At 60.8% G+C, this 26,796-nt stretch carries 30 protein-coding genes and 1 tRNA gene; 23 read left to right on the top strand and 8 right to left on the bottom strand.

Annotation, left to right across the window (positions count from 1 at the left end; all coding sequences use genetic code 11):
* From R3355_RS02620 to R3355_RS02605, 4 genes are all read right to left on the bottom strand, one after another.
* Positions 1-1,225: class I tRNA ligase family protein (locus R3355_RS02620; protein WP_318959922.1), on the bottom strand; the 1,225-nt coding region annotated here is incomplete at its 3' end.
* Between the two features lie 187 nt (positions 1,226-1,412).
* Complete coding sequence (locus R3355_RS02615) at positions 1,413-1,814, bottom strand: DNA polymerase III subunit chi (protein ID WP_318959921.1); 402 nt, start codon at positions 1,812-1,814, stop codon at positions 1,413-1,415.
* 10 nt (positions 1,815-1,824) lie between these two features.
* Complete coding sequence (locus tag R3355_RS02610; RefSeq protein ID WP_318959938.1) at positions 1,825-2,244, bottom strand: DNA polymerase III subunit chi; 420 nt, start codon at positions 2,242-2,244, stop codon at positions 1,825-1,827.
* A gap of 88 nt (positions 2,245-2,332) precedes the next feature.
* Entirely contained in the window at positions 2,333-3,832 is a 1,500-nt protein-coding gene (locus tag R3355_RS02605; protein ID WP_318959920.1) for a leucyl aminopeptidase, read from the bottom strand.
* Positions 3,833-3,975: 143 nt separating this feature from the next.
* Between R3355_RS02605 and lptF the strand changes: the two genes are divergently transcribed.
* Both lptF and lptG read left to right on the top strand, forming a co-directional pair.
* Positions 3,976-5,097, top strand: coding sequence for an LPS export ABC transporter permease LptF (gene lptF / locus R3355_RS02600; RefSeq protein ID WP_318950274.1), 1,122 nt, complete (start codon positions 3,976-3,978; stop codon positions 5,095-5,097).
* Complete coding sequence (gene lptG / locus R3355_RS02595) at positions 5,090-6,151, top strand: LPS export ABC transporter permease LptG (protein WP_318950272.1); 1,062 nt, start codon at positions 5,090-5,092, stop codon at positions 6,149-6,151. The genes lptF and lptG overlap by 8 nt, the downstream gene beginning before the upstream one ends.
* Before the next feature lie 47 nt (positions 6,152-6,198).
* Here lptG and R3355_RS02590 read toward each other — a convergent pair whose 3' ends face one another.
* The 3 genes from R3355_RS02590 to R3355_RS02580 form a co-directional block, all read right to left on the bottom strand.
* A complete protein-coding gene (locus R3355_RS02590; RefSeq protein ID WP_318950270.1) occupies positions 6,199-6,699 on the bottom strand; it encodes an RDD family protein in 501 nt (166 codons plus the stop codon).
* A gap of 111 nt (positions 6,700-6,810) precedes the next feature.
* Entirely contained in the window at positions 6,811-7,023 is a 213-nt protein-coding gene (locus R3355_RS02585; RefSeq protein ID WP_318959919.1) for a cold-shock protein, read from the bottom strand.
* A 470-nt stretch (positions 7,024-7,493) separates the two neighbouring features.
* Positions 7,494-7,578, bottom strand: a tRNA-Leu gene (locus R3355_RS02580).
* Positions 7,579-7,690: 112 nt separating this feature from the next.
* Here R3355_RS02580 and queA point away from each other — a divergent pair.
* The 6 genes from queA (at position 7,691) to R3355_RS02550 (ending at position 13,859) form a co-directional block, all read left to right on the top strand.
* Positions 7,691-8,740 carry a tRNA preQ1(34) S-adenosylmethionine ribosyltransferase-isomerase QueA gene (gene queA, locus R3355_RS02575; protein WP_318959918.1) on the top strand — a complete coding sequence of 350 codons (1,050 nt, stop codon included), beginning with the start codon at positions 7,691-7,693 and terminating at the stop codon, positions 8,738-8,740.
* A gap of 14 nt (positions 8,741-8,754) precedes the next feature.
* Positions 8,755-9,870, top strand: a complete 1,116-nt coding sequence (gene tgt / locus R3355_RS02570) for a tRNA guanosine(34) transglycosylase Tgt (protein ID WP_318959937.1) — start codon at positions 8,755-8,757, stop codon at positions 9,868-9,870.
* A gap of 39 nt (positions 9,871-9,909) precedes the next feature.
* A complete protein-coding gene (gene yajC, locus R3355_RS02565) occupies positions 9,910-10,242 on the top strand; it encodes a preprotein translocase subunit YajC (RefSeq protein WP_318950264.1) in 333 nt (110 codons plus the stop codon).
* 63 nt (positions 10,243-10,305) lie between these two features.
* Positions 10,306-12,174: a protein translocase subunit SecD gene (gene secD, locus R3355_RS02560; protein ID WP_318959917.1), complete on the top strand. Its 1,869-nt coding sequence runs from the start codon at positions 10,306-10,308 to the stop codon at positions 12,172-12,174.
* A 9-nt stretch (positions 12,175-12,183) separates the two neighbouring features.
* Entirely contained in the window at positions 12,184-13,089 is a 906-nt protein-coding gene (gene secF / locus R3355_RS02555; protein ID WP_318959916.1) for a protein translocase subunit SecF, read from the top strand.
* Between the two features lie 233 nt (positions 13,090-13,322).
* Complete coding sequence (locus R3355_RS02550) at positions 13,323-13,859, top strand: glycine zipper 2TM domain-containing protein (RefSeq protein ID WP_318959915.1); 537 nt, start codon at positions 13,323-13,325, stop codon at positions 13,857-13,859.
* Between the two features lie 88 nt (positions 13,860-13,947).
* Here the strand turns inward: R3355_RS02550 and suhB are convergent, their stop codons facing one another.
* Positions 13,948-14,763 (bottom strand): inositol-phosphate phosphatase, encoded by an 816-nt coding sequence (gene suhB, locus R3355_RS02545; RefSeq protein ID WP_318947672.1) that lies wholly within the window; start codon positions 14,761-14,763, stop codon positions 13,948-13,950.
* 145 nt (positions 14,764-14,908) lie between these two features.
* Here suhB and trmJ point away from each other — a divergent pair, with 145 nt between their 5' ends.
* The 15 genes from trmJ to ispG all read left to right on the top strand — a co-directional run bounded on the left by trmJ (position 14,909) and on the right by ispG (position 26,783).
* Positions 14,909-15,688, top strand: coding sequence for a tRNA (cytosine(32)/uridine(32)-2'-O)-methyltransferase TrmJ (gene trmJ / locus R3355_RS02540; RefSeq protein ID WP_318947673.1), 780 nt, complete (start codon positions 14,909-14,911; stop codon positions 15,686-15,688).
* Positions 15,681-16,460 (top strand): serine O-acetyltransferase, encoded by a 780-nt coding sequence (cysE, locus tag R3355_RS02535; protein WP_318947674.1) that lies wholly within the window; start codon positions 15,681-15,683, stop codon positions 16,458-16,460. The genes trmJ and cysE overlap by 8 nt, the downstream gene beginning before the upstream one ends.
* A gap of 138 nt (positions 16,461-16,598) precedes the next feature.
* Positions 16,599-17,090, top strand: a complete 492-nt coding sequence (iscR, locus tag R3355_RS02530; RefSeq protein ID WP_318947675.1) for a Fe-S cluster assembly transcriptional regulator IscR — start codon at positions 16,599-16,601, stop codon at positions 17,088-17,090.
* A 49-nt stretch (positions 17,091-17,139) separates the two neighbouring features.
* Positions 17,140-18,354, top strand: coding sequence for an IscS subfamily cysteine desulfurase (locus R3355_RS02525; protein ID WP_318947676.1), 1,215 nt, complete (start codon positions 17,140-17,142; stop codon positions 18,352-18,354).
* 41 nt (positions 18,355-18,395) lie between these two features.
* A complete protein-coding gene (gene iscU, locus R3355_RS02520; RefSeq protein WP_131175082.1) occupies positions 18,396-18,782 on the top strand; it encodes a Fe-S cluster assembly scaffold IscU in 387 nt (128 codons plus the stop codon).
* An 11-nt stretch (positions 18,783-18,793) separates the two neighbouring features.
* On the top strand, positions 18,794-19,117 hold the full coding sequence (gene iscA, locus R3355_RS02515) for an iron-sulfur cluster assembly protein IscA (RefSeq protein WP_079203000.1): 324 nt from the start codon (positions 18,794-18,796) through the stop codon (positions 19,115-19,117).
* A gap of 13 nt (positions 19,118-19,130) precedes the next feature.
* Positions 19,131-19,652: a co-chaperone HscB gene (hscB, locus tag R3355_RS02510; RefSeq protein ID WP_318959914.1), complete on the top strand. Its 522-nt coding sequence runs from the start codon at positions 19,131-19,133 to the stop codon at positions 19,650-19,652.
* Between the two features lie 54 nt (positions 19,653-19,706).
* Positions 19,707-21,572 carry a Fe-S protein assembly chaperone HscA gene (hscA, locus tag R3355_RS02505; protein ID WP_318959913.1) on the top strand — a complete coding sequence of 622 codons (1,866 nt, stop codon included), beginning with the start codon at positions 19,707-19,709 and terminating at the stop codon, positions 21,570-21,572.
* A gap of 2 nt (positions 21,573-21,574) precedes the next feature.
* Positions 21,575-21,913, top strand: a complete 339-nt coding sequence (fdx, locus tag R3355_RS02500) for an ISC system 2Fe-2S type ferredoxin (protein ID WP_318959912.1) — start codon at positions 21,575-21,577, stop codon at positions 21,911-21,913.
* Positions 21,914-21,935: 22 nt separating this feature from the next.
* Positions 21,936-22,136 carry a Fe-S cluster assembly protein IscX gene (gene iscX / locus R3355_RS02495; RefSeq protein ID WP_318959911.1) on the top strand — a complete coding sequence of 67 codons (201 nt, stop codon included), beginning with the start codon at positions 21,936-21,938 and terminating at the stop codon, positions 22,134-22,136.
* 161 nt (positions 22,137-22,297) lie between these two features.
* Positions 22,298-22,729: a nucleoside-diphosphate kinase gene (gene ndk / locus R3355_RS02490; protein ID WP_090504340.1), complete on the top strand. Its 432-nt coding sequence runs from the start codon at positions 22,298-22,300 to the stop codon at positions 22,727-22,729.
* 24 nt (positions 22,730-22,753) lie between these two features.
* Entirely contained in the window at positions 22,754-23,902 is a 1,149-nt protein-coding gene (gene rlmN, locus R3355_RS02485; RefSeq protein ID WP_318947688.1) for a 23S rRNA (adenine(2503)-C(2))-methyltransferase RlmN, read from the top strand.
* A gap of 13 nt (positions 23,903-23,915) precedes the next feature.
* Complete coding sequence (gene pilW, locus R3355_RS02480; RefSeq protein WP_318959910.1) at positions 23,916-24,674, top strand: type IV pilus biogenesis/stability protein PilW; 759 nt, start codon at positions 23,916-23,918, stop codon at positions 24,672-24,674.
* Positions 24,674-25,669 carry a RodZ family helix-turn-helix domain-containing protein gene (locus tag R3355_RS02475; RefSeq protein ID WP_318959909.1) on the top strand — a complete coding sequence of 332 codons (996 nt, stop codon included), beginning with the start codon at positions 24,674-24,676 and terminating at the stop codon, positions 25,667-25,669. The genes pilW and R3355_RS02475 overlap by 1 nt, the downstream gene beginning before the upstream one ends.
* Before the next feature lies 1 nt (position 25,670).
* Entirely contained in the window at positions 25,671-26,783 is a 1,113-nt protein-coding gene (gene ispG, locus R3355_RS02470) for a flavodoxin-dependent (E)-4-hydroxy-3-methylbut-2-enyl-diphosphate synthase (RefSeq protein WP_318959908.1), read from the top strand.
* The last annotated feature ends 13 nt before the right edge of the window (positions 26,784-26,796 follow it).

The following is a 26,796-nucleotide window of genomic DNA, read 5'->3' as shown; positions in this document are numbered from 1 at the left end:
TGTTCTCGTACTGTTTGGGCACGAACTGGATCCGGCCGTCTTCTACCGCTTCAATGGCCGGCTTGGCCAGGGTCTTGGCATCGGCAAACCACTGATCGGTGAGCATCGGCTCGATGATCAGGCCGGAGCGGTCACCCCGGGGAACGCTGAGCACGTGATCCTCAATGTTTTCGACCAGGCCCTCGGCTTCCATGTCGGCGACGATCTGTTTGCGGGCCGCCTCGCGGGTCAATCCGGCGTAGGCGCTCGGCAGGGTGCCGTCGATGTCTGTGTTTTCGGTGCCATCGGCATTGAATACTTCTGCCACGCCCCGGATGTTGGCGTCCTGGGTCATGACGTTGATCATCGGCAGGTTGTTGCGCTTGCCGACGGCGTAGTCGTTGAAGTCGTGGGCCGGGGTGATCTTCACGCAGCCGGTGCCGAACTCGGGGTCGCAATAGTCGTCGGCGATGATCGGGATACGCCGGCCAACCAGCGGCAGCTCAACATAGGTGCCAATCAGCGCCTGGTAGCGTTCGTCGTGGGGGTTAACCGCCACCGCGCTGTCGCCGAGCATGGTTTCCGGGCGGGTGGTGGCGACGATCAGATGGTCCTTGCCGTCGGCGGTCTTGTTGCCGTCGGCCAGCGGGTAGCGCAGGTTCCACAGGCTGCCTTTCTCGTCGTGGTTTTCCACTTCCAGGTCGGAGATCGCGGTATGGAACTTGGTGTCCCAGTTGACCAGGCGCTTGCCGCGGTAGATCAGGCCGTCCTGGTGCAGGCGCACGAAGGCCTCTTTCACGGCCTCCGACAGGCCGTCGTCCATGGTGAAGCGCTCGCGCGACCAGTCCACCGAGCTGCCCAGGCGACGGATCTGCCGGGTGATGGTGCCGCCGGACTGCTCCTTCCACTCCCAGACTTTCTCGAGGAATTTCTCGCGGCCCAGGTCATGCCGGCCAATGCCCTCGGCAGCCAGCTGGCGCTCGACCACCATCTGGGTGGCGATGCCGGCGTGGTCGGTACCGGGTTGCCACAGGGTTTTGCGGCCCTGCATGCGGCGGAAACGGATCAGCGCATCCATGATCGAGTTATTGAAACCATGGCCCATGTGCAGGCTGCCGGTGACGTTCGGCGGCGGGATCATGATGGTGTAAGGCTGGCCCGCACCCTGCGGGGCGAAATAGTTGTTCGCCTCCCAGTTCTGGTACAGGGCGGTTTCAATGGCGTGCGGCTGGTAGGTCTTGTCCATGCGCGGCGGGACCCTTATGACGGCTGATCGGAAAAGCCGACAAGTATAGCGGGGAAGGTGCGCGGGGCGTAAGGCCGGGCTGGGAGTTGCGGACTGGCGGGGCCGATCAACCCGTAGCCCGGATGCAATCCGGGGATTTCTGCGCCTGGTAAATCGCTCCCGGATTGCATCCGGGCTACGGGAATTATTACTTGCGTGGCGGCAGCAGGCGGCTCAGGCGGGCTTGCAGGCGACGCTTGAGTTCGGCTTCGATCTGCGGCACGAAGTCGTCGATCACATCCTGCAGAATCAGCTCGGCGGCGGCGCGCAGTTCGCTGTCCAGGCGGCTCAGTTCGCGGTCACGGTTGAGGGATTGCTGGATGCTGCTGCGCAGGGGCGTAGCCTGGGGCGCCGGGACGGGTTCGGCGACTGGTGGCGGAATCGCTGCTGGCGGCGGGGTGACGATGTCCGAGAGCAGGGGAATGCTGTCCGGATCGATCGAGTCGGTCAGCAGTGGCGGATCGAGGTTTTCCTCGCCCAGCAGCTGGCGGATCGACTCGAGGTCGTCCAGCAGGTGGGTGGGTTTTTGCGGCGGTTTTGGTGTGTCCATGGTGCAGAACTTAAAGTTCGACTCGTTTCGGATCATAGCCACGCTGGCGGTAACTGCGGAAATTCTCCCGGCAGGCGGTCAATAGATCGGGTTCTTGGTTGACGATCTCGATCACCCGGCTGAAGTGTTCGACACAGGGCGAAAGGTTCGGGTTCAGGTTGATCAGCACGCCTTGCCGGGTGTTCGGCTCCTCATCCAGGCCAATCACCACCGGCGCTTGCGGGTCGTCCTGATGCAAGTTGTGCGGCACAAAGGCTTCGGCCTTGAAATGCCAGAGAAGTTCGTCGAGCGCAGTGCATTGCGCGCTGTCGCAACCGCGCAGAAACACCGGCAAGCCATGCCGCCAGGCTTTCGTCGCCAGTTGGCAGGCGGCGCGCAGGCGGTCTGCCGGGGCGGCGGAGGAGAGAACGTAAAACTCGATGCGCACTATCGGTCTCCAGATTGAGTAGGAGCGGGGGACGCCGAGTCCCCGCTCCTACAACAAGAAGGCAAGGGCCGAGGCCCTGCCGCATGTCGTGTCAGCTGGCAGTCTTGTCGCTGCGATCCAGCAGGTATTGGGTCAGCAGCGGCACTGGCCGGCCGGTGGCGCCTTTTTCCTTGCCGCCGCTGATCCAGGCGGTGCCGGCGATGTCCAGATGCGCCCAGTGGTACTTCTTGGCGAAGCGCGAGAGGAAGCAGCCCGCGGTGATGCTGCCGGCTTTCGGCCCGCCGATGTTGGCGATGTCGGCGAAGGGGCTGTCGAGCTGTTCCTGGTATTCGTCGAACAGCGGCAACTGCCAGGCGCGGTCGTCGGCAGACTGGCCGGCCTTGAGGAGCTGCTGCACCAGGTTGTCGTCGTTGCCCATCAGGCCCGAGGTGTGGCCGCCCAGGGCGACGATGCAGGCGCCGGTGAGGGTGGCGATATCGATCACGGCCTGCGGCTTGAAACGCTCGGCGTAGGTCAGGGCGTCGCACAGCACCAGACGGCCTTCGGCGTCGGTGTTGAGGATCTCCACGGTCTGCCCGCTCATGCTGGTGACTATGTCGCCGGGACGGGTGGCGCCGCCGCTGGGCATGTTCTCGGCGCAGGCCAGCAGGCACACCAGGTTGATCGGCAGCTGCAGTTCGAGCACGGCCTTGAGGGTGCCGAACACGCTGGCGGCGCCGCACATGTCGTACTTCATCTCGTCCATGCCGGACGCCGGTTTGATGCTGATGCCGCCGGTATCGAAGGTGATGCCCTTACCGACCAGGACGAAGGGTTTTTCGGTTTTCTTGCTGCCCTGGTAGTTGAGCACGATCAGCCGCGGTGGCTGGTCGCTGCCCTGGGCCACGGCGAGGAAGGCGCCGGCGCCGAGTTCCTTGAGCTTTTTCTCGTCGAGAATCTCGACCTTGAGGTTCTTGTAGGTCTTGCCCAGGGTCTTGGCCTCTTCGGCCAGGTAGCTGGGGTGGCACAGGTTCGGCGGCAGATTGCCGAGATCGCGGGTGAACGCCATGCCGCCGGCAATCGCCTGGGCATGCTTGGCCGCGCGTTCGACCTCGGCCTGTTCGGTCTTGTCGCTGAGCAGGATCAGCTTCTTCAAGGCCTTGGCGTCGGCCTTCTCGCTCTTGAATCGATCGAACTGATAGCCGCCATCGGCCAGGCTTTCGACGATCAGGCGGGCTTTGCCATAGGCGTCGCGGCCTTTGACCTGGAGTTCGCCGAGGGCCAGCACCGCATCGCTGCCGCCCAGGGTTTTCAATACCCCATACACTGCAGTGAGCATTTTGCGCAGCTGGCGGTCTGACAGTTCAGCCTCCTTGCCGCTGCCGACCAGCAGTACGCGCTCGGCCTTGAGATTGGGCAGGTTGTGGGCGAGCAGGGTCTGGCCAAGTTTGCCGGCGAGGTCGCCGCGCTTGAGCAGGGCGCTGATCGCCCCGGCGCTGGCGTTATCAATTGCTTTCGCCGTTTCACCGAGCTTGAGGCCTTCGCCGACGGCAATGACCAGGGTGGCGGTTTTCAGGGTTTCCGGACGAGCGCTTTTGACAATAAATTCCATGGCGTGGTGTTCCCAAGACAATGAGGCGTTATTGCAGGATAATGCCGGTTATTTTTCCGATGGTTCGTCTGTGTGCGAACCGGCAAGCAGTGCGGCTAGTGTGATCGTAGCCGCCTGAGCCTGACAACCCTGGAGTGTCTGGTTTGATCGTGTTCCGTTATTTGTCTCGTGAAGTGCTGGTTACCTTGAGTGCGATGAGTGCCGTACTGCTGGTGATCATAATGAGTGGCCGTTTCATCAAGTACCTGGCGCAGGCGGCCCAGGGATTGCTGGATCCGGGCGTGTTGTTCATGATCATGGCCTTTCGCCTGCCGGGCTTCCTGCAGCTGATCCTGCCGCTGGGGTTGTTCCTCGGCATCCTTATGGCCTACGGCCGGCTCTATCTCGACAGCGAGATGACGGTGCTCTCGGCCACGGGCATGAGTCAGCAGCGCTTGCTGGTCTACAGTCTGGCACCGGCCTTGCTGGTCGCCCTGTTGGTGGCCTGGTTGAGCATGGGTCTGGCGCCGCAGGGTGTGGCGCAGGTGGCGAAGATTTTCAACGAGCAGGATGCCCTGACCGAGTTCGATACCCTGGTGCCCGGGCGGTTCCAGGCCATGAAGGACGGTTCGCGGGTGACCTATACCAAGGAGCTGTCGGAGGATCGCGGTGAGTTGGCCGGCATCTTCATCTCCGAGAAGCGGTTTTCCCGTGAGGGCGACAAGGAGCGCGGCATCACCGTGCTGGTGGCGGAAAGCGGGCGCCAGGAGATCCAGGCCGATGGCAGTCGCTATCTGATCCTGCAGAATGGTTACCGCTACGACGGCAATCCAGGTCAGGCCGACTACCGGGCGATCCAGTACGACACCTACGGCGTGCTGTTGCCCAAGCCATCGGTCAGTGGCGAGATCAGTGAGCGTGAAGCCGTGCCGACTCGCGACCTGATCGGCAGTGACAATCCGCGCCTGCAGTCCGAGTTGCAGTGGCGCCTGTCGCTGCCGTTGCTGGTGTTCATCGTGACCCTGCTGGCAGTGCCGCTGTCGCGGGTCAATCCACGGCAAGGCCGCTTTCTCAAGCTGCTGCCGGCAATCCTCTTGTATATGGCGTACCTGGCGCTGCTGATCGCTGCGCGCAGCGCCCTGGACAAAGGACGAATCCCTCAGGCCTTAGGGCTGTGGTGGGTGCATGGAGTATTTCTGTTGATTGGTCTTGTGTTGCTCTATTGGGAACCCTTGCGCCTGAAGTGGGCGAGTCGCCGTGCCGGGTCGGGGGTGACTCATGCTTAGACTGGATCGCTACATCGGCACCCAGGTATTTTTCGCGATTCTCACGGTGCTGGGGGTCATTGTTGGCTTGGCATTGCTGTTTGCCTTTATCGACGAGATGGGCGATGTCGAGGGTAGTTACGGCCTGCGGGATGCGGCCTGGTACGTCTTCCTGACCCTGCCGCGGCGCGTCTACGAGATGCTGCCGATGGCAGCCTTGATCGGCTGCTTGATCGGCCTGGGCAGTCTGGCCAGCAACAGCGAGCTGACCATCATGCGTGCCGCCGGGGTTTCGATCGGGCGTATCGTCTGGGCGGTGATGAAACCGATGCTGGTGTTGATGCTGGTAGGCATTCTGATCGGCGAGTACCTGGCGCCCTGGGGCGAAAACCGGGCTCAGGCCGATCGCGCCATGGCTCAGGGCAGTGGCGAGGCGCAGAGTTCAAAGCGCGGCTTGTGGCATCGCCAGGGCGATGAATTCGTGCACATCAATGCGGTGCAGCCCAACGGCGTCTTGTTTGGTGTAACCCGTTACCGCTTCGATGATCAGCGCCATATGCTGTCTTCCAGCTTTGCCCGGCGCGCACAGTATCAGGGCGATCACTGGCAGCTGGAGAATGTGGCGACCACGCATTTTCGTGAGCGCAGCACCGAGGTGGTAAAAACGCCAAATGAACGCTGGGACGTCGAATTGAACCCCCAGTTGCTAGGCACCGTGGTGCTGGAGCCTGAAGCGTTGTCGGTAACAGGGTTGTGGCGCTATATCCATTACCTGGCCGAGCAGGGTTTGAACAACGGTCAGTATTGGCTGGCGTTCTGGAGCAAGGTCTTGCAGCCGGCAGTGACAGCGGCGCTGGTGTTGCTGGCGATCTCCTTCATCTTCGGTCCCTTGCGCTCGGTGACCCTGGGCCAGCGGGTCTTCACCGGTGTGGTTGTGGGCTTCGTGTTTCGCATCGCCCAGGACCTGCTCGGGCCTTCCAGTCTGGTATTCGGCTTCTCGCCACTGTTCGCCGTACTGATTCCAACGGCGGTTTGCGCCTTGGCCGGTGTCTGGCTGTTGCGCCGCGCGGGCTAGTTGCTGCAGTCGACAAAAAAGCCGGCGCTGAGCCGGCTTTTTCGTTTCTACGGCTTGTCCTTGTGAATATTCTTCGGCAGTTGCACGGTGCGGCTGGCGGAGTAGATGTCATGCCAGCTGCGCTTCTCCTTGTCCCAGAGCACCCAGAAAAACCCCAGTCCCAGACACAGCCAGGAGGCTATGGCGACCAGAAAGCGCAGCAATGCCTGCCATAGGCTGATGGCCGTGCCGTCGGCGTTCTGGATGCGAATGCCCCAGACCTGCATGCCCAGTGTCTGGCCGCTGTGCGTCCAGAACTTGCTGAAGAAGCCAAACAGGCTGAGTACCAGCAGGGTGGACAGTAGCGGGTCGCCATCCAGTGCGCCGGCATCGGAGAGCTGCTTGAGCTGCGCTTCGCCGTAGAAACCCATCAGAATCAGTTTGTAGGCAAAGGTCACGACGATCAGCAGGGCCAGGCATAGCAGAAAGTCATAGAACATGGCGGCCAGACGGCGGATCAATCCGGCAGAGGGGAAATCACCCTGCGGGCGCAGCAGGTGTTTGGGCATGGTGGGCTCGCTATGCAATAAGGCGCTAGGTCTTGGCGGTGTGATTCGTGGTGTTCGTGAGCATAAAAAAACCCCCGACGTTGCCATCAGGGGTTGTTCAAAACAGCAGGGTTATTCCTGGACTTGAACCTGGTCGGCCTGCATGCCTTTTTGACCTTGTACAGCAACGAAGCTGACTTTCTGGCCTTCTTTCAGGCTCTTGAAACCGCTGCCCTCGATCGCGCGGAAATGCACGAATAGATCCGGACCGCTTTCTGGCGTGATGAAACCAAAACCTTTCTCGTCGTTAAACCACTTGACGGTACCCTGCTGACGAATCGACATGTCTTATATCCTTGAACCTAGAGTTAATGACAGCCTCCATCGATAGAGGACTGAGACTGGTTGCAAGGAGTAATGCGACGTCGAACGGGATCTAGCGGATCGGACGATCTACTGCACCAGGCCACGATTTACGGCGACCCATGCAAACACAGTGGAAAGCACTCTACGCTAACTCAAAGGCAAATGCCAACCCCCGCCGGGCCTGTGTTTCAGGCGTAATATGGTTGCTTTTCGTGTGCCGGCAATCGGTGTTTTGGCAGTGCGCGCCGGTGAGTGGGCATGCACTGCAAACTGTTGCTTGAATCGCCTCCGCTGAGGCTGGATCATCAGCTCGAACTCAATCTGTTCACCGATCCATTTATCTTTCCGTGGGATCGTTAAGGGCGGGAGGGGGGGGGAACCGCAGGCAATAAAAAACCGGCGCTAGGGCCGGCTCTTCGGGCGTTTCTCGTGCTTCTTGACGCTAAATATGGTGCCCCGGGGGAGACTCGAACTCCCACTTCTTTCGAAAACGGATTTTGAATCCGCCGCGTCTACCGGTTCCGCCACCGGGGCACAATGGCGGCGAAGTATAGGGATGCCTTTGGTCTTGGTCAATCCACTTGCGTGGCCAGAGTGGACTATTTCCGGTAAGCTTTGCCGCCCTGCTAGACGACCCCTGCCAAACATGCGCGTTGCCGACTTTGATTTCGAGCTGCCTGACGCTCTTATTGCCCGCCATCCGCTCGCCGAGCGCCGTGCCAGCCGCTTGCTGGTGCTGGATGGGCCCAGTGGTGCGCTGGCGCACCGTCAGTTCAGTGATCTGCTGGAGTATGTGCGCCCCGGCGACTTGATGGTGTTCAACAACACCCGGGTGATCCCTGCGCGGCTATTCGGGCAGAAGGCGTCTGGCGGCAAGCTCGAGGTGTTGGTCGAACGGGTGCTGGACAGTCATAGGGTTTTGGCCCATGTGCGTTCGAGCAAGTCGCCCAAGCCGGGTTCGACGATTTTGCTCGATGGCGGTGGTGAGGCGCAGATGCTGGCGCGGCATGACGCGCTGTTCGAGTTGCGCTTTGCCGAAGAGGTTTTGCCGCTGCTCGATCGGGTCGGCCATATGCCGTTGCCTCCTTATATAGACCGCCCGGACGATGCCGCCGATCGCGAGCGTTATCAGACCGTCTATGCCAAGCGCGCCGGTGCGGTGGCGGCGCCGACTGCGGGGCTGCATTTCGATCAGGCGTTGCTGGCGAGCATTGCCGAGCGGGGTGTCGAGAGCGCCTTCGTGACCCTGCACGTCGGGGCCGGTACTTTTCAGCCGGTACGGGTCGAGCGCATCGAAGATCACCACATGCACCGCGAGTGGCTGGAGGTCGGTCAGGAGGTGGTCGATGCCGTTGCAGCCTGCCGTGCCCGTGGTGGGCGGGTGATCGCGGTGGGTACTACCAGCGTGCGCTCGCTGGAAAGTGCGGCACGCGATGGTGTGCTCAAGGCGTTCAGCGGCGACACCGATATCTTTATTTACCCGGGCCGGCCGCTGCGTGTGGTCGATGCCCTGGTGACCAATTTCCATTTGCCGGAATCGACCTTGTTGATGCTGGTTTCGGCATTCGCCGGCTACCCGGAAACCATGGCGGCCTATAAAAGTGCGGTCGCCGAAGGTTATCGCTTCTTCAGTTATGGCGATGCCATGTTCATCACCCGCAACCCCGCGCCGCGCGGGCCAGAGGATCACGTATGACGCGCACCTGCCGGATGTCTTTCGAATTGCTGGCGACCGATGGCAAGGCGCGGCGTGGGCGCATGACCTTCCCCCGTGGTGTGGTCGAGACGCCGGCATTCATGCCGGTGGGTACCTATGGCACGGTCAAGGGCATGTTGCCGCGCGACATCGAGGCGATCGGCGCACAGATGATCCTCGGCAATACCTTTCACCTGTGGCTGCGGCCGGGCACCGAGGTGATCAAGCGCCACGGTGATCTGCACGACTTCATGCAGTGGCAGGGACCGATCCTGACCGACTCCGGTGGCTTCCAGGTGTTCAGCCTGGGGGCGATGCGCAAGATCAAGGAGGAGGGGGTGTATTTCGCCTCGCCGGTGGATGGCGCCAAGGTGTTCATGGGGCCGGAAGAGTCGATGCAGGTGCAGCGCGACCTGGGTTCCGACATCGTGATGATCTTCGACGAGTGCACGCCTTATCCGGCCGAATTCGATGTGGCCAAGCGCTCCATGGAACTGTCGCTGCGCTGGGCCAAGCGCTCGAAGGAGGCGCATGGCGACAGCACGGCGGCGCTGTTCGGTATCGTTCAGGGTGGCATGCATGAAGAGCTGCGCGTGCGTTCGCTGGAAGGTTTGAGTGCGTTGGATTTCGACGGCCTGGCGATTGGCGGCCTGTCGGTCGGCGAGCCGAAGGAAGAGATGATCCGCGTGCTGGATTACCTGCCCGCCCTGCTGCCGGCGGACAAGCCGCGCTATCTGATGGGGGTCGGCAAGCCTGAGGATCTGGTCGAGGGCGTGCGCCGCGGGGTGGACATGTTCGACTGCGTGATGCCGACCCGCAACGCGCGCAATGGTCATCTGTTCGTCGAGACCGGGGTGTTGAAGATTCGCAATGCGGTGCACCGACATGACGACTCGCCACTCGATGCGACCTGTGATTGTTACACCTGCCAGCATTTCTCCCGTGCCTATCTGCATCATTTGGATAAATGTGGCGAAATGCTGGGCAGCATGCTGAATACAATCCACAACTTACGGCACTATCAGCGGCTGATGGCTGGTTTGCGCGAGGCTATCCAACAGGGTACATTGGCGGCCTTTGTCGATGCCTTCTATACCCGTCGTGGCCTGCCGGTCCCGCCGCTGGACTGATAATCAACGTTATTAAATGGTTTCCAACAGGAGTGTTACATGAGCTTTTTGATCCCTGCGGCTTTTGCCGATGCCGCCGCCCCGGCGGGTCCGGCTGGTTCTGGTTTCGAGTGGGTGTTTCTGGTCGGCTTTCTGGTCATCTTCTATCTGATGATCTGGCGCCCCCAGGCCAAGCGTGCCAAAGAGCACAAGAACCTGCTCGGCACCTTGCAGAAGGGTGACGAGGTCGTGACCAGCGGCGGTATCGCCGGCAAAGTGGCCAAGGTCAGCGATGACTTCGTGGTGCTGGAAGTGTCCGACACCGTCGAACTGAAGATTCAGAAAGTGGCCATCGCCGCGACCCTGCCCAAGGGCACGCTGAAAGCGATCTAAGTAGCAGACTTTTTACCATTCGACGGGGCGCTTAATGCGCCCCGCTTCATAACGGGCGGCGTCATGCTCAACAAATTCCCCCTCTGGAAGTACCTGCTGATCCTGGCTGTGCTGGCGATCGGCTTTCTTTATTCCGCGCCCAACCTGTATCCAGATGATCCGGCGATCCAGATCAGTGGCAGCAATATTGCCATGCAGGTCGAACAGGCCGATCTGGAGCGTGCCGGTCGCGCGCTGAGCGAAGCTGGTATCGAGGTCAAGGCGCTGGAGCTTGCTGCGCAGGGCCGAGCCGGACTGATCCGTTTGACTGCTCAGGCCGATCAACTGCCAGCCAAGGATGTCGTGCGTCGGGCGCTGAGCGAAGACTTCGTGGTTGCCTTGAACCTCGCGCAGACCACTCCCGACTGGTTGCGCAACCTGGGTGCGGGGCCGATGAAGCTGGGTCTGGACTTGTCCGGTGGTGTGCACTTCCTGCTGGAAGTGGATATGGACAAGGCGCTGGATGCACGGCGCAAGGTCTACGAGGGCGAAGTCAAGAGCGTGCTGCGCAAGGAACGCGTGCGCTACCGCAGCCTGCCTGAGCTCAACGGTGCGATTCAGTTGGGTTTCGTCGACGAGGCGACCCTGGAAAAGGCCGAGAGCCTGATTCGCAAGGAGTTCTCCGACTTCGAGTTGAATGCGGTCGAGCGTAACGATTTGCAGGTGCTGCGTCTGACTCTGACCCAGGCCAAGCTTGCGGAAATTCGCGAGTATTCGATCAAGCAGAACCTGACCACCGTGCGTAACCGGGTCAACGAGTTGGGCGTGGCCGAACCGCTGGTCCAGCGTCAGGGCGCCAACCGTATCGTGGTCGAGCTGCCGGGTGTGCAGGACACCGCCGAGGCCAAGCGTATTCTGGGCAAGACGGCCAACCTCGAGTTCCGTCTGGCTGCCGCTTCCGATGCCTCAAGGGCCTCGACCGAGGCCTTCGAGTTCCGCGAAGAAGGGCGTCCGCCCGCGCAGCTGGAGCGTGAGCTGATCATCACCGGCGATCAGGTGACCGATGCCCAGGCCAGCTTCGACGAGAATGGCAGTCCGCAGGTCAATATCCGTCTGGATGGCCATGGCGGCGAGCTGATGAACCGGGCGACGCGCAGCAACGTCGGGCGCAGCATGGCGGTGATCTTCATCGAGCAGAAGCCGACCGTGCGTTACCTGCGCAAGGTTGTCGATGGCGTCGAGCAGGAAGTCGCCATCCAGAGCTTCGTCGAAGAGAAGAAGATCATCAGTCTGGCGACCATTCAGTCGCCGCTGGGCAGCCAGTTCCGTATTACCGGTCTCGATGGTCCGGGCGAGTCGACCGAGCTGGCGTTGTTGCTGCGTGCCGGTGGCCTGGCGGCGCCAATGTACTTTGCCGAAGAGCGCACCATCGGCCCGAGCCTGGGCGCTGACAACATCGCCAAGGGTGTCGATGCATCGCTCTGGGGCATGTTGTTCGTCTCGTTGTTCATCATTGCGATCTACCGTTTCTTTGGTGTGCTGGCGACCATTGCCCTGGGCTTCAACATGGTGCTGCTGCTGGCGCTGATGTCGCTGCTGAGCGCCACCCTGACGTTGCCGGGTATCGCCGGTATCGTGCTGACCATGGGTATGGCAGTGGATGCCAACGTGCTGATCTTCTCGCGGATTCGCGAGGAAATCGCCAATGGCATGTCGGTGCAGCGGGCCATTCATGAGGGCTTCGATCGCGCCTATTCGGCGATTGTCGATGGCAACCTGACCACGTTGTTGGTAGGTGGGATTCTCTTCGCCATGGGTACCGGTCCGGTCAAGGGCTTTGCGGTGACGCTGTCGCTGGGCATTCTCACCTCGATGTTCACCGCCATTCTGGTGACGCGAGCCATGGTCAACCTGAGCTTCGGCGGGCGTGACCTGAAGAAGTTGTGGATTTAAGGGGCTGAGATGAATCGTGTAATTAACTTCATGGGTGTGCGCAAGATTGCGCTCGTCCTCACCCTGGTCGTGACCTTTATCGCGTTGGGCAGTCTGGTCATCAAAGGCCTCAACTTCGGCCTGGACTTTACCGGCGGCACGCAGATCGAGCTGGCCTATGAGCAGCCGGCAGACCTCGGCAAAATTCGCCAGCAGCTGGCTGGCGCCGGCTATGGCGATGCCGTGGTGCAGAGCTTTGGCGCCACTACCGAAGTAGTGGTGCGCATGCAGGGCGATGATGCGAATTTGGGCGATAAGGTTGCCACTGTGTTGCAGCAGGGGGGCGACAGGCTTCAGGTGAAGAAGGTCGAGTTCGTCGGGCCGCAGGTGGGAGAGGAATTGCGTGACCAGGGTGGTCTGGGCATGCTCCTGGCGCTGGGCGGGGTCATGCTGTACCTGGCTTTCCGCTTTCAGTGGAAGTTTTCCGTGGGTGCCTTCGTCTCCCTGGTGCATGACGTCATCGTCACCCTGGGCATTCTGTCATTCTTCCAGATCACCTTCGATCTCACGGTGCTGGCGGCGCTGCTGGCGATCATCGGTTATTCGTTGAACGACACCATCGTGGTCTTCGATCGGGTGCGCGAAAACTTCCGGGTGCTGCGCAAGGCCAGCTTGATCGAGAATATCAACATCTCCACCACGCAAACCCTGCTGCGCACCCTGGCTACGTCGATCTCGACCCTGCTGGCGGTGGGTGCTCTGCTGGTCTTTGGCGGCGACAACCTGTTCGGCTTCGCGTTCGCATTGTTCGTGGGCGTGCTGGTGGGTACCTATTCGTCGATTTATATCTCCAACGCGACGCTGATTTGGCTGAGTCTGACTGTCGAGGATCTGATTCCGCCGGTGGCGGCCGAAGAGGTCGACGAGCGGCCCTGAGCGGCGGTGAAATAACTCCGCCTGCTGCGCCGTCGCTAAACGTCCTCGCTTTCACCTGGCGCGCCTCGTCGCGAACGCCTGAAGGCGTTCGCGACGGCACTCGATATGTTCACAACCTCTGAGTCTGGCTGAGTGGGCGCTGTGCGCAAGTATTGAACTTGCTGCGCATCGCCCCGGTCTGATGCTCGGAGATCAGGCGCCATGCGCCGAATAAGCGAAAATCAGGAGTTCTCATGAACAAATCAATGCTCGTTGGTGCTGTGCTGGGTGCTGTCGGTGTGACGGCAGGCGGTGCGGTCGCCACTTACAACTTGGTAAGTGGTCCCGAGTACGCGGAAGTTCTGGCCGTACAGCCGGTCAAGGAAACGATCAAGACCCCGCGTGAGGTCTGTGAAGACGTTACCGTGACCCGGCAGAAGCCGGTAAAGGACCAGCATCAGATTGCCGGTACGGCTATCGGTGCGGTGGTCGGCGGTTTGCTGGGTAATCAGGTAGGTGGCGGTTCTGGCAAGAAGATCGCCACCGTGGCCGGTGCTGTCGGTGGTGGTTACGCCGGTAACAAGGTGCAGGAAAATATGCAGGCTGGCGCCACCTATACCACCACTGAAAACCGCTGCCGTACCGTGACCGATACCAGCGAGAAAGTAGTCGGTTATGACGTCAAGTATCAGCTGGATGGTGAGGAAGGTCGGGTGCGCATGGCCAGTGATCCAGGCAGCCGGATTCCGACCAAGGACGGGCAGTTGGTGTTGGCCGAAACGGCCGAGTAACCCTGCAGATGGAATGGCGCCCTGCGGGGCGCTTTTTTCTGGGTAATAAAAAACCGGCCCTTGGCCGGTTTTTTAATTTATCGCGCAGTCAGCGTTTCATTGAGGCGGAGAGATGCGGCTGGATGGCCGTCAGAACTGCCTTGAAGCACTTGGTGTTGCCGGCGACGATCTGGCCTTTCTCGAGGAATTCGTGGCCACCGGTGAAGTCGCTGACCAGGCCACCTGCTTCCTGAATCAGCAGGGCGCCGGCTGCCATGTCCCATTCGGACAGGCCGAATTCCCAGAAGGCATCGAAACGCCCTGCGGCCACGTAGGCCAGGTCGAGGCTGGCGGCGCCTGCACGACGAACGCCGGCCGTCTGGCCGACCAGGTTGCGGAACATGCCCAGATAGTTTTCCAGGTTGTCGAGCTGGCTGTCGCGGAACGGGAAGCCGGTGCCGAGCAGGGCGCCTTCCAGGCTCTTGCGTGAGCTGACGCGCAGGCGGCGCCCGTTGAGGGCGGCGCCACGGCCGCGGCTGGCGGTGAATTCTTCCTGGCGTACCGGGTCGATGATCACCGCATGCTCCAGCCGGCCGCGGTATTTGCAGGCCAGGCTGACGGCGAAGTGCGGCACGCCGCGGATGAAGTTGGTGGTGCCGTCCAGCGGATCGATGATCCACAGGTAATCGGCACCGTCGCCGCTGCCTTCGATCAGGCCGCCTTCTTCGCCGAGGAAGCCGTGGGTCGGATAAGCCTTGCGCAGTGCCTGGATGATCAACTGCTCGGCGGAGCGATCGATTTCGGTCACGTAATCCTTGGCATCTTTCTCGTCGACCGAGATGACGTCCAAGCGTTCGATCGAGCGGAAAATCATTTCACCGGCGCTACGGGCTGCGCGCAGGGCGATATTCAGCATGGGCTGCATGGGCGATTCACCTGGGTCGTTAAAGAAAGCCGGCCATATTAGCAGAAAAGGCGGGTGGATGAAGTGCCGTCTGTGTCTTGCATGGCATTACCTTGGGTGGTTCTGTAAGCTTTGCTGCCCTTGGCTGCCCATGTGAGCGTTTGCGTTGCTGCAAAATATTCGAGTGGTTCTGGTTAATACCAGTCATCCCGGCAATATCGGCGGTGCTGCGCGCGCCATGAAAAACATGGGCCTGTCGCGCCTGGTGCTGGTCGATCCGATGGACTTTCCCAGTGGCGATGCGGTGGCCAGGGCTTCGGGTGCGACCGATGTGCTTGAGGCTGCGCAGGTGGTAGGCACGCTTGAGGAGGCGCTGGTCGGTTGCAGTCTGGTGCTGGGTACCAGTGCGCGCGATCGGCGCATTCCCTGGCCATTGCTCGATCCGCGCGAGTGCGGGCTGGCGGCGTGCGAGCAGGCCCTGCAAGGGGGCGAAGTAGCCTTGGTGTTCGGTCGTGAATACGCTGGTCTGACCAACGAGGAGCTGCAGCGTTGTCATTTCCATGTGCACATTCCGTCCGATCCGGATTTCAGTTCGCTGAACCTGGCGGCGGCAGTCCAGGTGCTGGCCTATGAGGTGCGCATGGCCTGGTTGGCGGCGCAGAATAAACCGACCAAGGTGCTCAAGCTGGAGACCACGGCGATTCAGAGTTCCCAGCCGGTGACGACGGATGAGCTGGAGTCCTTTTATGCGCACCTGCAACTCGCCCTGGTCGAGATTGGTTTTCTCGATCCGGCCAAGCCGCGGCACTTGATGAGCCGCTTGCGGCGCCTGTACGGTCGTAGTGGTATCAGTAAGCTGGAAATGAATATCTTGCGTGGCATTCTGACGGAAACTGTCAAGGCGGCGCGTGGTGAGCACCATAAGCAGGGGAAAACTGATGTTTGAGCGCATGCGGGAAGATATCCAGGGCGTATTCCATCGCGATCCGGCGGCGCGCAATGCGCTCGAGGTGGTGACCTGCTACCCGGGCCTGCATGCGGTCTGGCTGCATCGCCTGGCCCATGCGCTGTGGACCTCCGGTTGGAAGTGGTTGGCGCGGGTGGTCTCCAATCTGGGGCGCTGGCTGACCGGGATCGAGATCCATCCGGGGGCGAAGATCGGTCGGCGCTTCTTTATCGACCATGGCATGGGCATCGTCATCGGCGAGACGGCCGAGATCGGTAACGATGTCACCCTGTATCAGGGCGTGACCCTGGGTGGCACCAGTTGGAACAAGGGCAAGCGCCATCCGACACTGGAAGATGGTGTGGTGGTCGGAGCGGGTGCCAAGGTGCTCGGGCCGTTCACGGTGGGGGCGGGGGCCAAGATCGGCTCCAATGCGGTGGTGACCAAGGAGGTGCCGGCCGGGGCGACTGCAGTCGGCATTCCCGGGCGGATCATCGTCAAGGTGGATGACGAGCAAGCGGCCAAGCGCCAGGCCATGGCGGAAAAACTGGGCTTCGATGCCTATGGTGTCGGTCAGGACATGCCGGATCCGATAGCGCGCGCCATTGGTCAGTTGCTCGATCACTTGCAGGCGGTTGATGGGCGCCTGGAAGGCATGTGCAAGGCGCTCAACGAGCTGGGCAGTGACTACCGCGCCAAGGAGTTGCCAGCGTTGCGTGACGAGGACTTCGTCGGGGTGTGCAAGGATCAGGACGACAAGCCGGCGGCTTGATGCGTCCTGGCGAGCGGTTTGCTATGCTGCGCCCTCCGCTGCTGGCTAATCCCGAGTAAAACCCTAGGTCTTATAGTTGACCCAAACACTCGGGTATTGCATACTCGCCGCAAATCGTGACTCCGTGGTAACCCCCTCATGCGACTGACCACCAAAGGCCGATACGCCGTTACCGCCATGCTCGACCTGGCGCTACATGCGCAGCATGGGCCGGTGTCCCTGGCCGATATTTCCGAGCGTCAGGGCATCTCTCTGTCATACCTCGAACAGCTATTTGCCAAGCTGCGCCGCGGCAATCTGGTTTCCAGTGTGCGTGGTCCTGGCGGTGGTTATCAGTTGTCGCGCGACATGCAGGGCATTCAGGTGGCTGAAGTGATCGATGCGGTCAACGAATCGGTCGATGCCACGCGCTGCCAGGGCCAGGGAGATTGCCATGGCGGCGATACCTGCTTGACCCATCATTTGTGGTGCGACCTGAGTCAGCAGATTCATGAGTTCCTTAGTGGCATCAGTTTGGCTGATCTGGTGACGCGCCGTGAAGTGCAGGAAATCGCGCAGTGCCAGGATCAGCGCCGCAGCAATGGCAGGATGCCGCACCCGGACAAGATAGAAGCATCCACCGTCGATTGAACGTAGGGTGCCGGCCCGCGTGGCCAGAAACCTGATTAGGAGAAGATCAATGAAATTGCCGATTTACCTCGATTATTCCGCCACCACTCCGGTCGATCCGCGTGTGGCACAAAAGATGAGTGAGTGTTTGCTGGTCGATGGCAACTTCGGCAATCCGGCATCGCGCTCCCATGTGTTTGGCTGGAAGGCCGAGGAGGCGGTTGAAAACGGTCGTCGTCAGGTTGCCGAACTGGTCAATGCCGACCCGCGCGAAATCGTCTGGACCTCAGGCGCCACCGAGTCGGACAACCTGGCAATCAAGGGCGTTGCGCACTTCTACAGTGGCAAGGGCAAGCACATCGTCACCTCGAAGATCGAGCACAAGGCGGTGCTGGATACCACCCGCCAGTTGGAGCGCGAAGGCTTCGAAGTGACCTATATCGAGCCGGGCGAAGACGGGCTGATCACGCCGGCCATGGTCGAGGCGGCGCTGCGCGAGGACACCATTCTGGTGTCGATCATGCACGTGAACAACGAAATCGGCACCGTCAATGACATCGCCGGTATTGGTGAGCTGACCCGCTCGCGGGGTGTGCTGTTCCACGTTGATGCGGCGCAGTCCACCGGCAAGGTGGCAATCGATCTGGACAAGCTCAAGGTCGATCTGATGTCCTTCTCGGCCCACAAGACCTATGGTCCCAAGGGTGTCGGCGCGCTCTACGTACGACGCAAGCCGCGTGTGCGCCTGGAAGCCCAGACCCATGGCGGTGGCCATGAGCGTGGTATGCGCTCCGGCACCCTGGCGACTCACCAGATCGTCGGCATGGGCGAAGCCTTCCGCATTGCCAAGGAAGAAATGGTCCAGGAAAACCAGCGCATCAAGGCGTTGAGTGATCGCTTCTTCGAGCAAGTCGATGGCCTGGAAGAGCTGTACGTGAACGGCAGCATGACCTCGCGCGTGCCGCACAACCTCAACCTCAGCTTCAACTATGTCGAAGGCGAGTCGTTGATCATGGCGCTCAAGGACCTGGCGGTATCCTCGGGTTCGGCCTGTACCTCGGCTTCGCTGGAGCCGTCTTACGTGTTGCGCGCCCTGGGTCGTAATGACGAGCTGGCGCACAGTTCGATCCGTTTTACCTTCGGTCGTTTCACCACTGAAGAAGAAGTCGATTACGCCGCGCAGAAGGTTCGCGAGGCGGTCACCAAGCTGCGCGAATTGTCGCCGCTGTGGGATATGTTCAAAGAGGGTGTGGATCTGTCCAAGGTCGAGTGGGCTGCACACTAAAGCTGCCCTTGAGCAGCCCCTGATGAGAGAGGAATACCAGCATGGCTTACAGTGAAAAGGTCATTGACCATTACGAAAATCCGCGCAACGTAGGCAAGATGAATGCCGAAGACCCGGATGTCGGTACCGGCATGGTCGGCGCGCCTGCCTGCGGTGACGTAATGCGCTTGCAGATCAAGGTCAACGAGCAGGGTGTCATCGAAGACGCCAAGTTCAAGACCTATGGCTGCGGTTCCGCGATTGCCTCCAGCTCCCTCGCCACCGAGTGGATGAAGGGCAAGACCCTGGATGAGGCGGAAACCATCAAGAACACCCAGCTCGCCGAAGAATTGGCGTTGCCGCCGGTGAAGATCCACTGCTCGGTACTCGCCGAGGACGCCATCAAGGCAGCCGTGCGTGACTATCGGCAGAAAAAAGGTTTGCTCTAAGGAGGTTGTCGATGGCTATCAGCATGACCGAAGCTGCCGCTCAGCATGTGCGGCGCTCGCTTGAAGGGCGCGGTAAGGGCGACGGCATCCGCCTGGCCGTGCGCACTACCGGCTGCTCGGGCCTGGCTTATGTGCTGGAGTTTGTCGACGAGGCCGCTAGCGAAGACCAGGTGTTCGAGACTCACGGGGTCAAGGTGATCATCGATCCCAAGAGCCTGGTGTACCTCGATGGCACCGAACTGGACTTCGTCAAGGAAGGCTTGAACGAAGGTTTCAAGTTCAACAATCCTAACGTGCGTGGCGAATGTGGCTGCGGCGAAAGCTTCAACATCTGAGAGTCAGACCCTAGTGGGTAGTCCTTGTCATTTTGCCCTGTTCGATCTCAAGCCGAGCTTCCGTCTGGATCTTGAGCAGTTGGCCGTGCGTTATCGCGAGCTGGCGCGCAATGTCCATCCGGATCGCTTTGCCGATGCCTCCGAGCGTGAGCAACGCTTGGCGCTGGAGCATTCCGCCAGCCTCAATGAGGCCTATAGCACGCTGAAAAGTGCACCCAAGCGCGCGCGTTACCTGCTGGCGCTGAGTGGGCCGGAATTGCCCCTGGAGGTCACGGTGCAGGATCCGGACTTCCTGTTGCAGCAGATGCAGCTGCGTGAAGAGTTGGAAGACCTGCAGGACAGCGCCGACTTGGCGGGTGTGGCGACGTTCAAGCGCCGCCTGAAGATTGCTCAGGATGAGTTGAACGAGCGCTTTGCCGTTTGTTGGGATGATCCACAGCGTCGCGCCGAGGCCGAGCGCCTGATGCGTCGCCTGCAGTTTCTCGACAAGCTTTCCCACGAGGTTCGCCAGCTGGAAGAGCGCCTCGACGATTAACCCTCGCGCAGCCCTACGTGGCACGCCTGATATACAGATAAGCATTTATTAATCATGGCCTTACTACAGATCGCTGAGCCCGGACAGAGCCCCCAGCCCCACCAGCGTCGGTTGGCGGTTGGCATTGATCTGGGTACCACCAATTCGCTGGTCGCTGCCGTGCGCAGTGGCCTGTCCGAGCCGATCGCCGATGCCGCGGGGCAGGTCATACTGCCATCGGCGGTGCGCTACCACGCCGATCGTGTCGAAGTCGGCGAGGCCGCCAGGCTGGCCGCCTCCGCTGATCCACTGAATACCGTGCTGTCGGTCAAGCGCCTGATGGGTCGCGGCCTGGCTGACGTCAAGCAGTTGGGCGAGCAGTTGCCCTATCGCTTTGTCGAGGGCGAGTCGCACATGCCCTTCATCGAGACCGTACAGGGTCCGAAAAGCCCGGTCGAAGTGTCTGCCGATATCCTCAAGGTGCTGCGCCAGCGTGCCGAAGCTGCCCTGGGGGGCGAGCTGGTTGGTGCGGTGATCACGGTGCCGGCCTACTTCGACGATTCCCAGCGTCAGGCCACCAAGGATGCTGCGCGCCTGGCCGGTTTGAATGTACTGCGCCTGCTCAACGAGCCGACCGCGGCCGCCGTGGCTTATGGTCTGGATCAGCATGCCGAAGGCCTGGTGGCGATTTATGACCTGGGCGGCGGCACTTTCGACATCTCCATTCTGCGTCTGACCGGCGGCGTGTTCGAAGTCTTGGCTACCGGTGGCGACAGTGCCCTGGGCGGCGATGACTTCGATCATGCGATTGCTGGCTGGATGATAGAGCAGGCCGGTTTGTCTGCCGACCTCGATCCGGGCGAGCAGCGCAGTCTGCTTCAGGCCGCCTGCATAGCCAAGGAAGCCCTGACCACCTGCGCTACGGCCCAGCTCAGTCATGGTGCCTGGCAGGGGCAGTTGAGTCGCGAACAGTTCGAGGCGTTGATCGAGCCGATGCTGGCGCGCAGCCTCAAGGCCTGTCGGCGTGCCGTGCGCGATGCCGGCATCGAGCTGGAAGAGGTTGGAGCTGTGGTCATGGTCGGTGGTTCGACCCGCGTGCCGCGGGTGCGCCAGGCGGTCGCCGAGATGTTCGCCCGCGAGCCCTTGACCGATATCGATCCGGACGAGGTGGTGGCCATAGGTGCCGCGATCCAGGCCGATGCCCTGGCGGGTAACAAGCGTGGTGAGGGTGAAGAGCTGTTGCTGCTGGACGTGATCCCGCTGTCGCTTGGCCTGGAAACCATGGGTGGGCTGATGGAGAAGGTCATCCCGCGCAATACCACCATTCCGGTGGCGCGTGCTCAGGACTTCACCACCTATAAGGATGGTCAGGCGGCCATGATGATTCATGTGCTGCAAGGCGAGCGCGAGCTGATCAGCGATTGTCGTTCCCTGGCGCGCTTCGAGTTGCGCGGCATTCCACCGATGGTCGCCGGTGCGGCGAAGATCCGCGTGACCTTTCAGGTCGATGCCGATGGCCTGCTTAGCGTGGCGGCCCGCGAGCTGGCCTCGGGTGTCGAGGCGAGCATCCAGGTCAAGCCGTCCTACGGGCTGACCGATGGCGAAATCGCACGCATGCTGCAGGACTCGTTCCAGAATGCCGGTGACGACAAGGTCGCCCGTGTGTTGCGCGAGCAACAGGTGGATGCCCGGCGTCTGCTGGAGGCGGTAGAGGCCGCCTTGCAGGCCGATGGCGAGCGTTTGCTGGAGGCCGATGAGCGTCAGGCTATCGAGGCGCAGATCCAGCAGTTGCGCGAGCTGATGGCGGGTAGCGATGGCCTGGCCATCGAGCAGCAAACCAAACGTTTGACCCAGGTGACCGATGCCTTTGCCGCTCGTCGCCTGGATGCCACGGTCAAAGCCGCATTGGCTGGCCGTAGTCTCAATGAAATCGAGGAATAAGCATGCCGCAGGTGATTTTTCTGCCCAACGCCGATCATTGCCCTGAAGGGGCGGTGATCGAGGCGCAGCCGGGCGAAACCGTGCTCAACGTCGCCCTGCGCAATGGCATCGACATCGAGCATGCCTGCGAGAAGTCCTGCGCCTGCACGACCTGTCATGTGGTGATTCGCGAGGGTTTTGCTTCTCTGCAGGCATCCGATGAACTGGAAGACGATATGCTGGACAAGGCCTGGGGCCTGGAGCCTAATTCGCGACTGTCTTGTCAGGCCGTGGTGGATGAGCAGGATCTGGTGGTAGAAATCCCCAGGTACACCATTAATCAAGTGTCAGAAGGGCACTGAATATTCGGCAAAGGAGCTGGTCATGAGCCTCAAATGGACCGATGTGCTGGAAATCGCGATCCAGTTGGCGGAAAGCAAGCCTGACGTTGATCCTCGCTTGGTCAACTTCGTCGATCTGCATCGCTGGGTGCTGGCTTTGCCGGAATTTTCCGACGATCCGCAGCGCGGTGGCGAGAAAGTGCTTGAGGCCATTCAGGCCGCCTGGATCGAAGAGGCCGAGTGAGGTCGGCAGTAAGCTGCAAGCGAGCCGGCATCTGTCGCGAGTCCCGCGCTCTGGCGGTTACTTGAGGCATACGGTTCGCCTGCTCTTATGCAATTAACCAGAACCCGCGTATAATTCGCGGGTTTAATTTTTCGTATTACCCACCGTTTCTGGAGTTACACATGGCTGTTCAACGTACTTTCTCCATCATCAAGCCCGACGCTGTTGCCAAGAACGTAATCGGCGAGATCGTTAGCCGTTTCGAAAAGGCCGGCCTGCGCATTGTCGCCTCGAAAATGGTGCAGCTGTCCGAGCGCGAAGCTGGCGGTTTCTACGCCGAGCACAGTGAGCGCGGCTTCTTCAAGGATCTGGTGGCTTTCATGGTCTCGGGTCCGGTTATCGTTCAGGTGCTGGAAGGTGAAGATGCCATCGCCAAGAACCGTGAGCTGATGGGCGCCACCAACCCGAAAGAAGCGGCTGCGGGCACCATTCGTGCCGATTTCGCCGTGTCCATCGACGAGAACGCGGTGCATGGTTCCGATTCCGAGGCGTCCGCCGCTCGTGAAATCGCCTACTTCTTCTCCGCTACCGAGGTATGTGCGCGCATTCGCTAAGGCGACGCGTGCGAGGGTGAAGCCATGACTGAAGCGACCGGAAAAATCAATCTACTGGGTCTGACCCAGGCAGAAATGGAACAGTTCTTCGAGGACATCGGGGAAAAGCGTTTCCGTGCCGGTCAGTTGATGAAGTGGATTCACCACTTTGGCGTCGATGATTTCGATGTCATGAGCAACGTCAGCAAGGTCTTGCGCGAGAAACTCAAGGCCTGTGCTGAAATTCGTGGCCCGGAAGTGGTCAGCGAAGATATCTCTACTGATGGCACGCGCAAGTGGGTGGTGCGGGTGGCGTCAGGCAGTTGTGTGGAAACCGTGTATATCCCGCAAGGTTCGCGCGGCACCCTGTGTGTGTCGTCGCAGGCGGGTTGCGCACTGGATTGCAGTTTCTGCTCCACGGGCAAGCAGGGTTTCAATAGCGATCTGACGGCCGCCGAAGTGATCGGTCAGGTGTGGATCGCCAACAAGTCGTTCGGTAGCGTGCCGGCCAGGGTCGATCGCGCCATCACCAATGTGGTGATGATGGGCATGGGCGAGCCATTGCTGAACTTCGACAACGTGGTCGCCGCCATGAAAATCATGATGGACGACCTTGGCTATGGTATCTCCAAGCGCAAGGTGACCCTGTCCACCTCGGGCGTGGTGCCGATGATCGACAAGCTCGGCGAAGTCATCGACGTGTCCCTGGCGCTGTCGCTGCACGCGCCGAACGATGAGTTGCGCAACCAGTTGGTGCCGATCAACAAGAAGTATCCGCTGGCAATGTTGCTGGCGGCGTGTCAGCGTTATGTATCGCGCCTCGGCGAGAAACGTGTACTTACAATCGAGTACACCTTGCTCAAGGACATCAACGATCAGCCTGGGCATGCTGAAGAGATGATCGCACTTCTCGAAAATGTGCCTTGCAAGATTAATTTAATCCCGTTTAATCCCTTCCCTCATTCGGGTTACGAGCGGCCGAGCAACAATGCAATCCGCCGTTTCCAGGATCTGCTGCATAAAGCCGGGCACAATGTCACCGTGCGCACCACGCGCGGGGAAGACATCGATGCTGCCTGCGGCCAGTTGGTCGGCCAGGTGATGGATCGTACCCGCCGTAGCGAACGCTATATTGCCGTGCGTGAGTTGAGTAGCGAGGCCGAAACGCCGAGTTCCGCCGCCAATCAGACTTGAAGAGAGGATACCCATGACCCTGCGCCCAGCGCTGTTCTTGTTAATCGCCAGCCTGTTGGCCGGCTGTGTGTCGACTGGTGATGTCGACCCGATGAGAACTGACAAGGGGCGTGAGAGTGCGCGTGATGCCTACATCCAGCTGGGGATTGGCTATCTGCAGCAAGGTGCTGGCGAACGTGCCAAGGTGCCGCTGAAAAAGGCCCTCGAGCTCGACTCGTCCAGCGCGGATGCGCATGCGGCACTGGCTTTGGTGTTTCAGCGTGAAATGGAGTACAAGCTGGCCGATGAGCACTACCGCAAGGCGTTATCGCAACGCAGCGACGATGCCCGGCTGTTGAACAACTACGGTGGTTTCCTGTTCGAGCGGGAGCGCTATCAGGAAGCGCTTGAGCATTATCAGCAAGCGTCCCGGGATACCCTTTACCCCGAGCGTTCGCGGGTGTTCGAGAACCTCGGGTTGACTGCCCTCAAGCTCAATCAGCGTGAGCAGGCGAAAGCTTACTTCGAGCGTTCACTGCGCCTGAATAGCCGCCAGCCCCGGGCGCTACTCGAGATGGCAGTGATCCACTACGAGGAAATGCAATATGTGCCGGCCCGCGGCTATTACGATAGCTACAGCCAGTTGGCCGAGCAGAATGCGCGTAGCCTGTTGCTCGGTGCGAGTCTGGCAACCATCTTCGAGGACCGTGACACGGCTGCCAGCCTGGGCCTGCAATTGAAACGTCTTTATCCCGGTACGCCGGAATATCAGCAATATCGGTCGGAGCAATGATGAAAGCGGCGCATCCTGAAGTTGTAACAACCCAGCGCGTCAATCCCGGTGAGTCACTGCGCGAGGCCCGCGAGAGCAAGGGCTGGGCCGTCGATGAAGTAGCTGCCCAGCTCAACCTCACGCCGTTGCGCCTGAGCCAGATCGAAGCCGGCACCTTCGATAAATTACCGGGCAATACCTTTGCCCGTGGCTATGTGCGCGCTTATGCAAAGCTTCTGGGCATGGATCAGAGTCGTCTGGTACTGGAATTCGATCAGTTCACTGGCAGCGATGCCGTGGGCAGCGATGTGCACAGCCTGGGCCATATCGAAGAGCCGGCGCGCTATTCGCAAAGCATCCTGCGCTTTGTCAGTTTTGCCTTGCTGCTGGTGCTGGCTGGCGTCGGTTTTTACTGGTGGCAAGAGCAGACCCTGCGGCATGTGGATGAGTCGTCCGTAACCAGCATCGAGCAGGTTGAAGTAGACAGTGCCGATGGTACGACGCAGATTCATCCTCTGGATGAGCCTGAGGACCAGGCCGTGCTGGCGGCCCAGGGGGCGGCCGAGCTGGTACTGACGCCTGCCTCCACCCCGGAGACAGGGGGCGCAGAGCTGGACAGCGCTGCCGAGCAGGCAGCGAGGGCTGCGGCTGCGACGGTTGAACCCGCTGCCGAAGTGGCTCAGGCCGAACCGGCCCCCGCAACTGACACTGCCGACGCCAGCCCGGCGCCGGACAGTACTTCCGAGACTCTCGCCGCCGCCGCCGCTGCCGGCGAGGGCATGGTCAGCATCAATTTTGTCGCCGACTGCTGGACGCAAGTGACCGATGCCAGTGGCAAGGTGCTGTTCAGCGAGCTTAAGCGCAAGGGCGAGACATTGCAGCTGGCCGGCAAGGCGCCGCTGGAACTGCGTCTGGGTTTTGCCCGGGGCGCGCAAGTGAGCTACAACGGTCAGGCGGTCGATGTGACGCCTCATATTACGGGTGAAACCGCGCGCATGAAGCTGGGTGGGCAGTAAGATGCATTGTGACTCACCGATCAAACGGCGCCTGACGCGCAAGATCTGGGTTGGCTCGGTGCCGGTGGGTGGCGATGCGCCCATCGCCGTGCAGAGCATGACCAACACCGATACCAATGATGTGGCTGCAACGGTGGCCCAGGTTCGTCGCCTGCAAGACGCCGGCGCCGATATCGTGCGTATTTCGGTGCCGGACATGGACGCCGCCGAAGCCTTTGGCAGAATCAAGCAGCAGGTCAGTCTGCCGCTGGTGGCGGATATCCACTTCGATTACCAGATCGCCTTGCGGGTGGCCGAGCTGGGTGTCGATTGCCTGCGTATCAATCCGGGTAATATCGGTCGTGCAGACCGGGTCAAGGCAGTGGTCGAGGCCGCCCGTGATCGCGGTATTCCGATTCGCATCGGGGTCAACGCCGGCTCGCTGGAGAAAGACCTGCAGAAGAAATACGGCGAGCCGACCCCAGAAGCCCTGGTCGAGTCGGCGCTGCGCCATGTCGAACACCTGGATCGCTTGAATTTCCCGGACTTCAAGGTCAGCGTCAAAGCTTCCGATGTGTTCATGGCAGTGGAGGCCTATCGCCTGCTGTCCAGGCAGATCGAGCAACCCTTGCACCTGGGCATCACCGAGGCCGGTGGCCTGCGCTCCGGTACGGTGAAATCGGCTGTGGGCCTGGGCATGCTGCTGGCCGAAGGGATTGGCGATACCATCCGCATTTCCCTGGCCGCTGACCCGGTGGAAGAGATCAAGGTTGGCTTCGATATCCTGAAATCGTTGCGTCTGCGTTCGCGCGGCATCAACTTTATCGCCTGCCCGAGCTGTTCGCGACAGAACTTCGATGTGGTCAAGACCATGAACGACCTGGAAGGCCGCCTGGAAGACCTGCTGGTGCCGCTGGATGTCGCGGTGATCGGCTGTGTGGTCAACGGCCCGGGCGAAGCCAAGGAAGCGGACATCGGTCTGACTGGCGGCTCGCCGAGCAACCTGATCTATATCGATGGCAAGCCGGCGCAGAAACTGGGCAATGACAACCTGGTGGATGAGCTGGAAAAGCTGATACGCCAGAAGGCGGCCGAGAAGGTCGCTGCTGACGCCGCGGTCATCGTGCGCAGCTAACACTGTTAAGGAA

The organism is Pseudomonas sp. (assembly GCF_033723075.1).
Taxonomy (GTDB): domain Bacteria; phylum Pseudomonadota; class Gammaproteobacteria; order Pseudomonadales; family Pseudomonadaceae; genus Aquipseudomonas.
The sequence above is the reverse complement of the archived record's forward strand: the minus strand, read 5'-3'. Positions and strand labels throughout refer to the sequence as shown.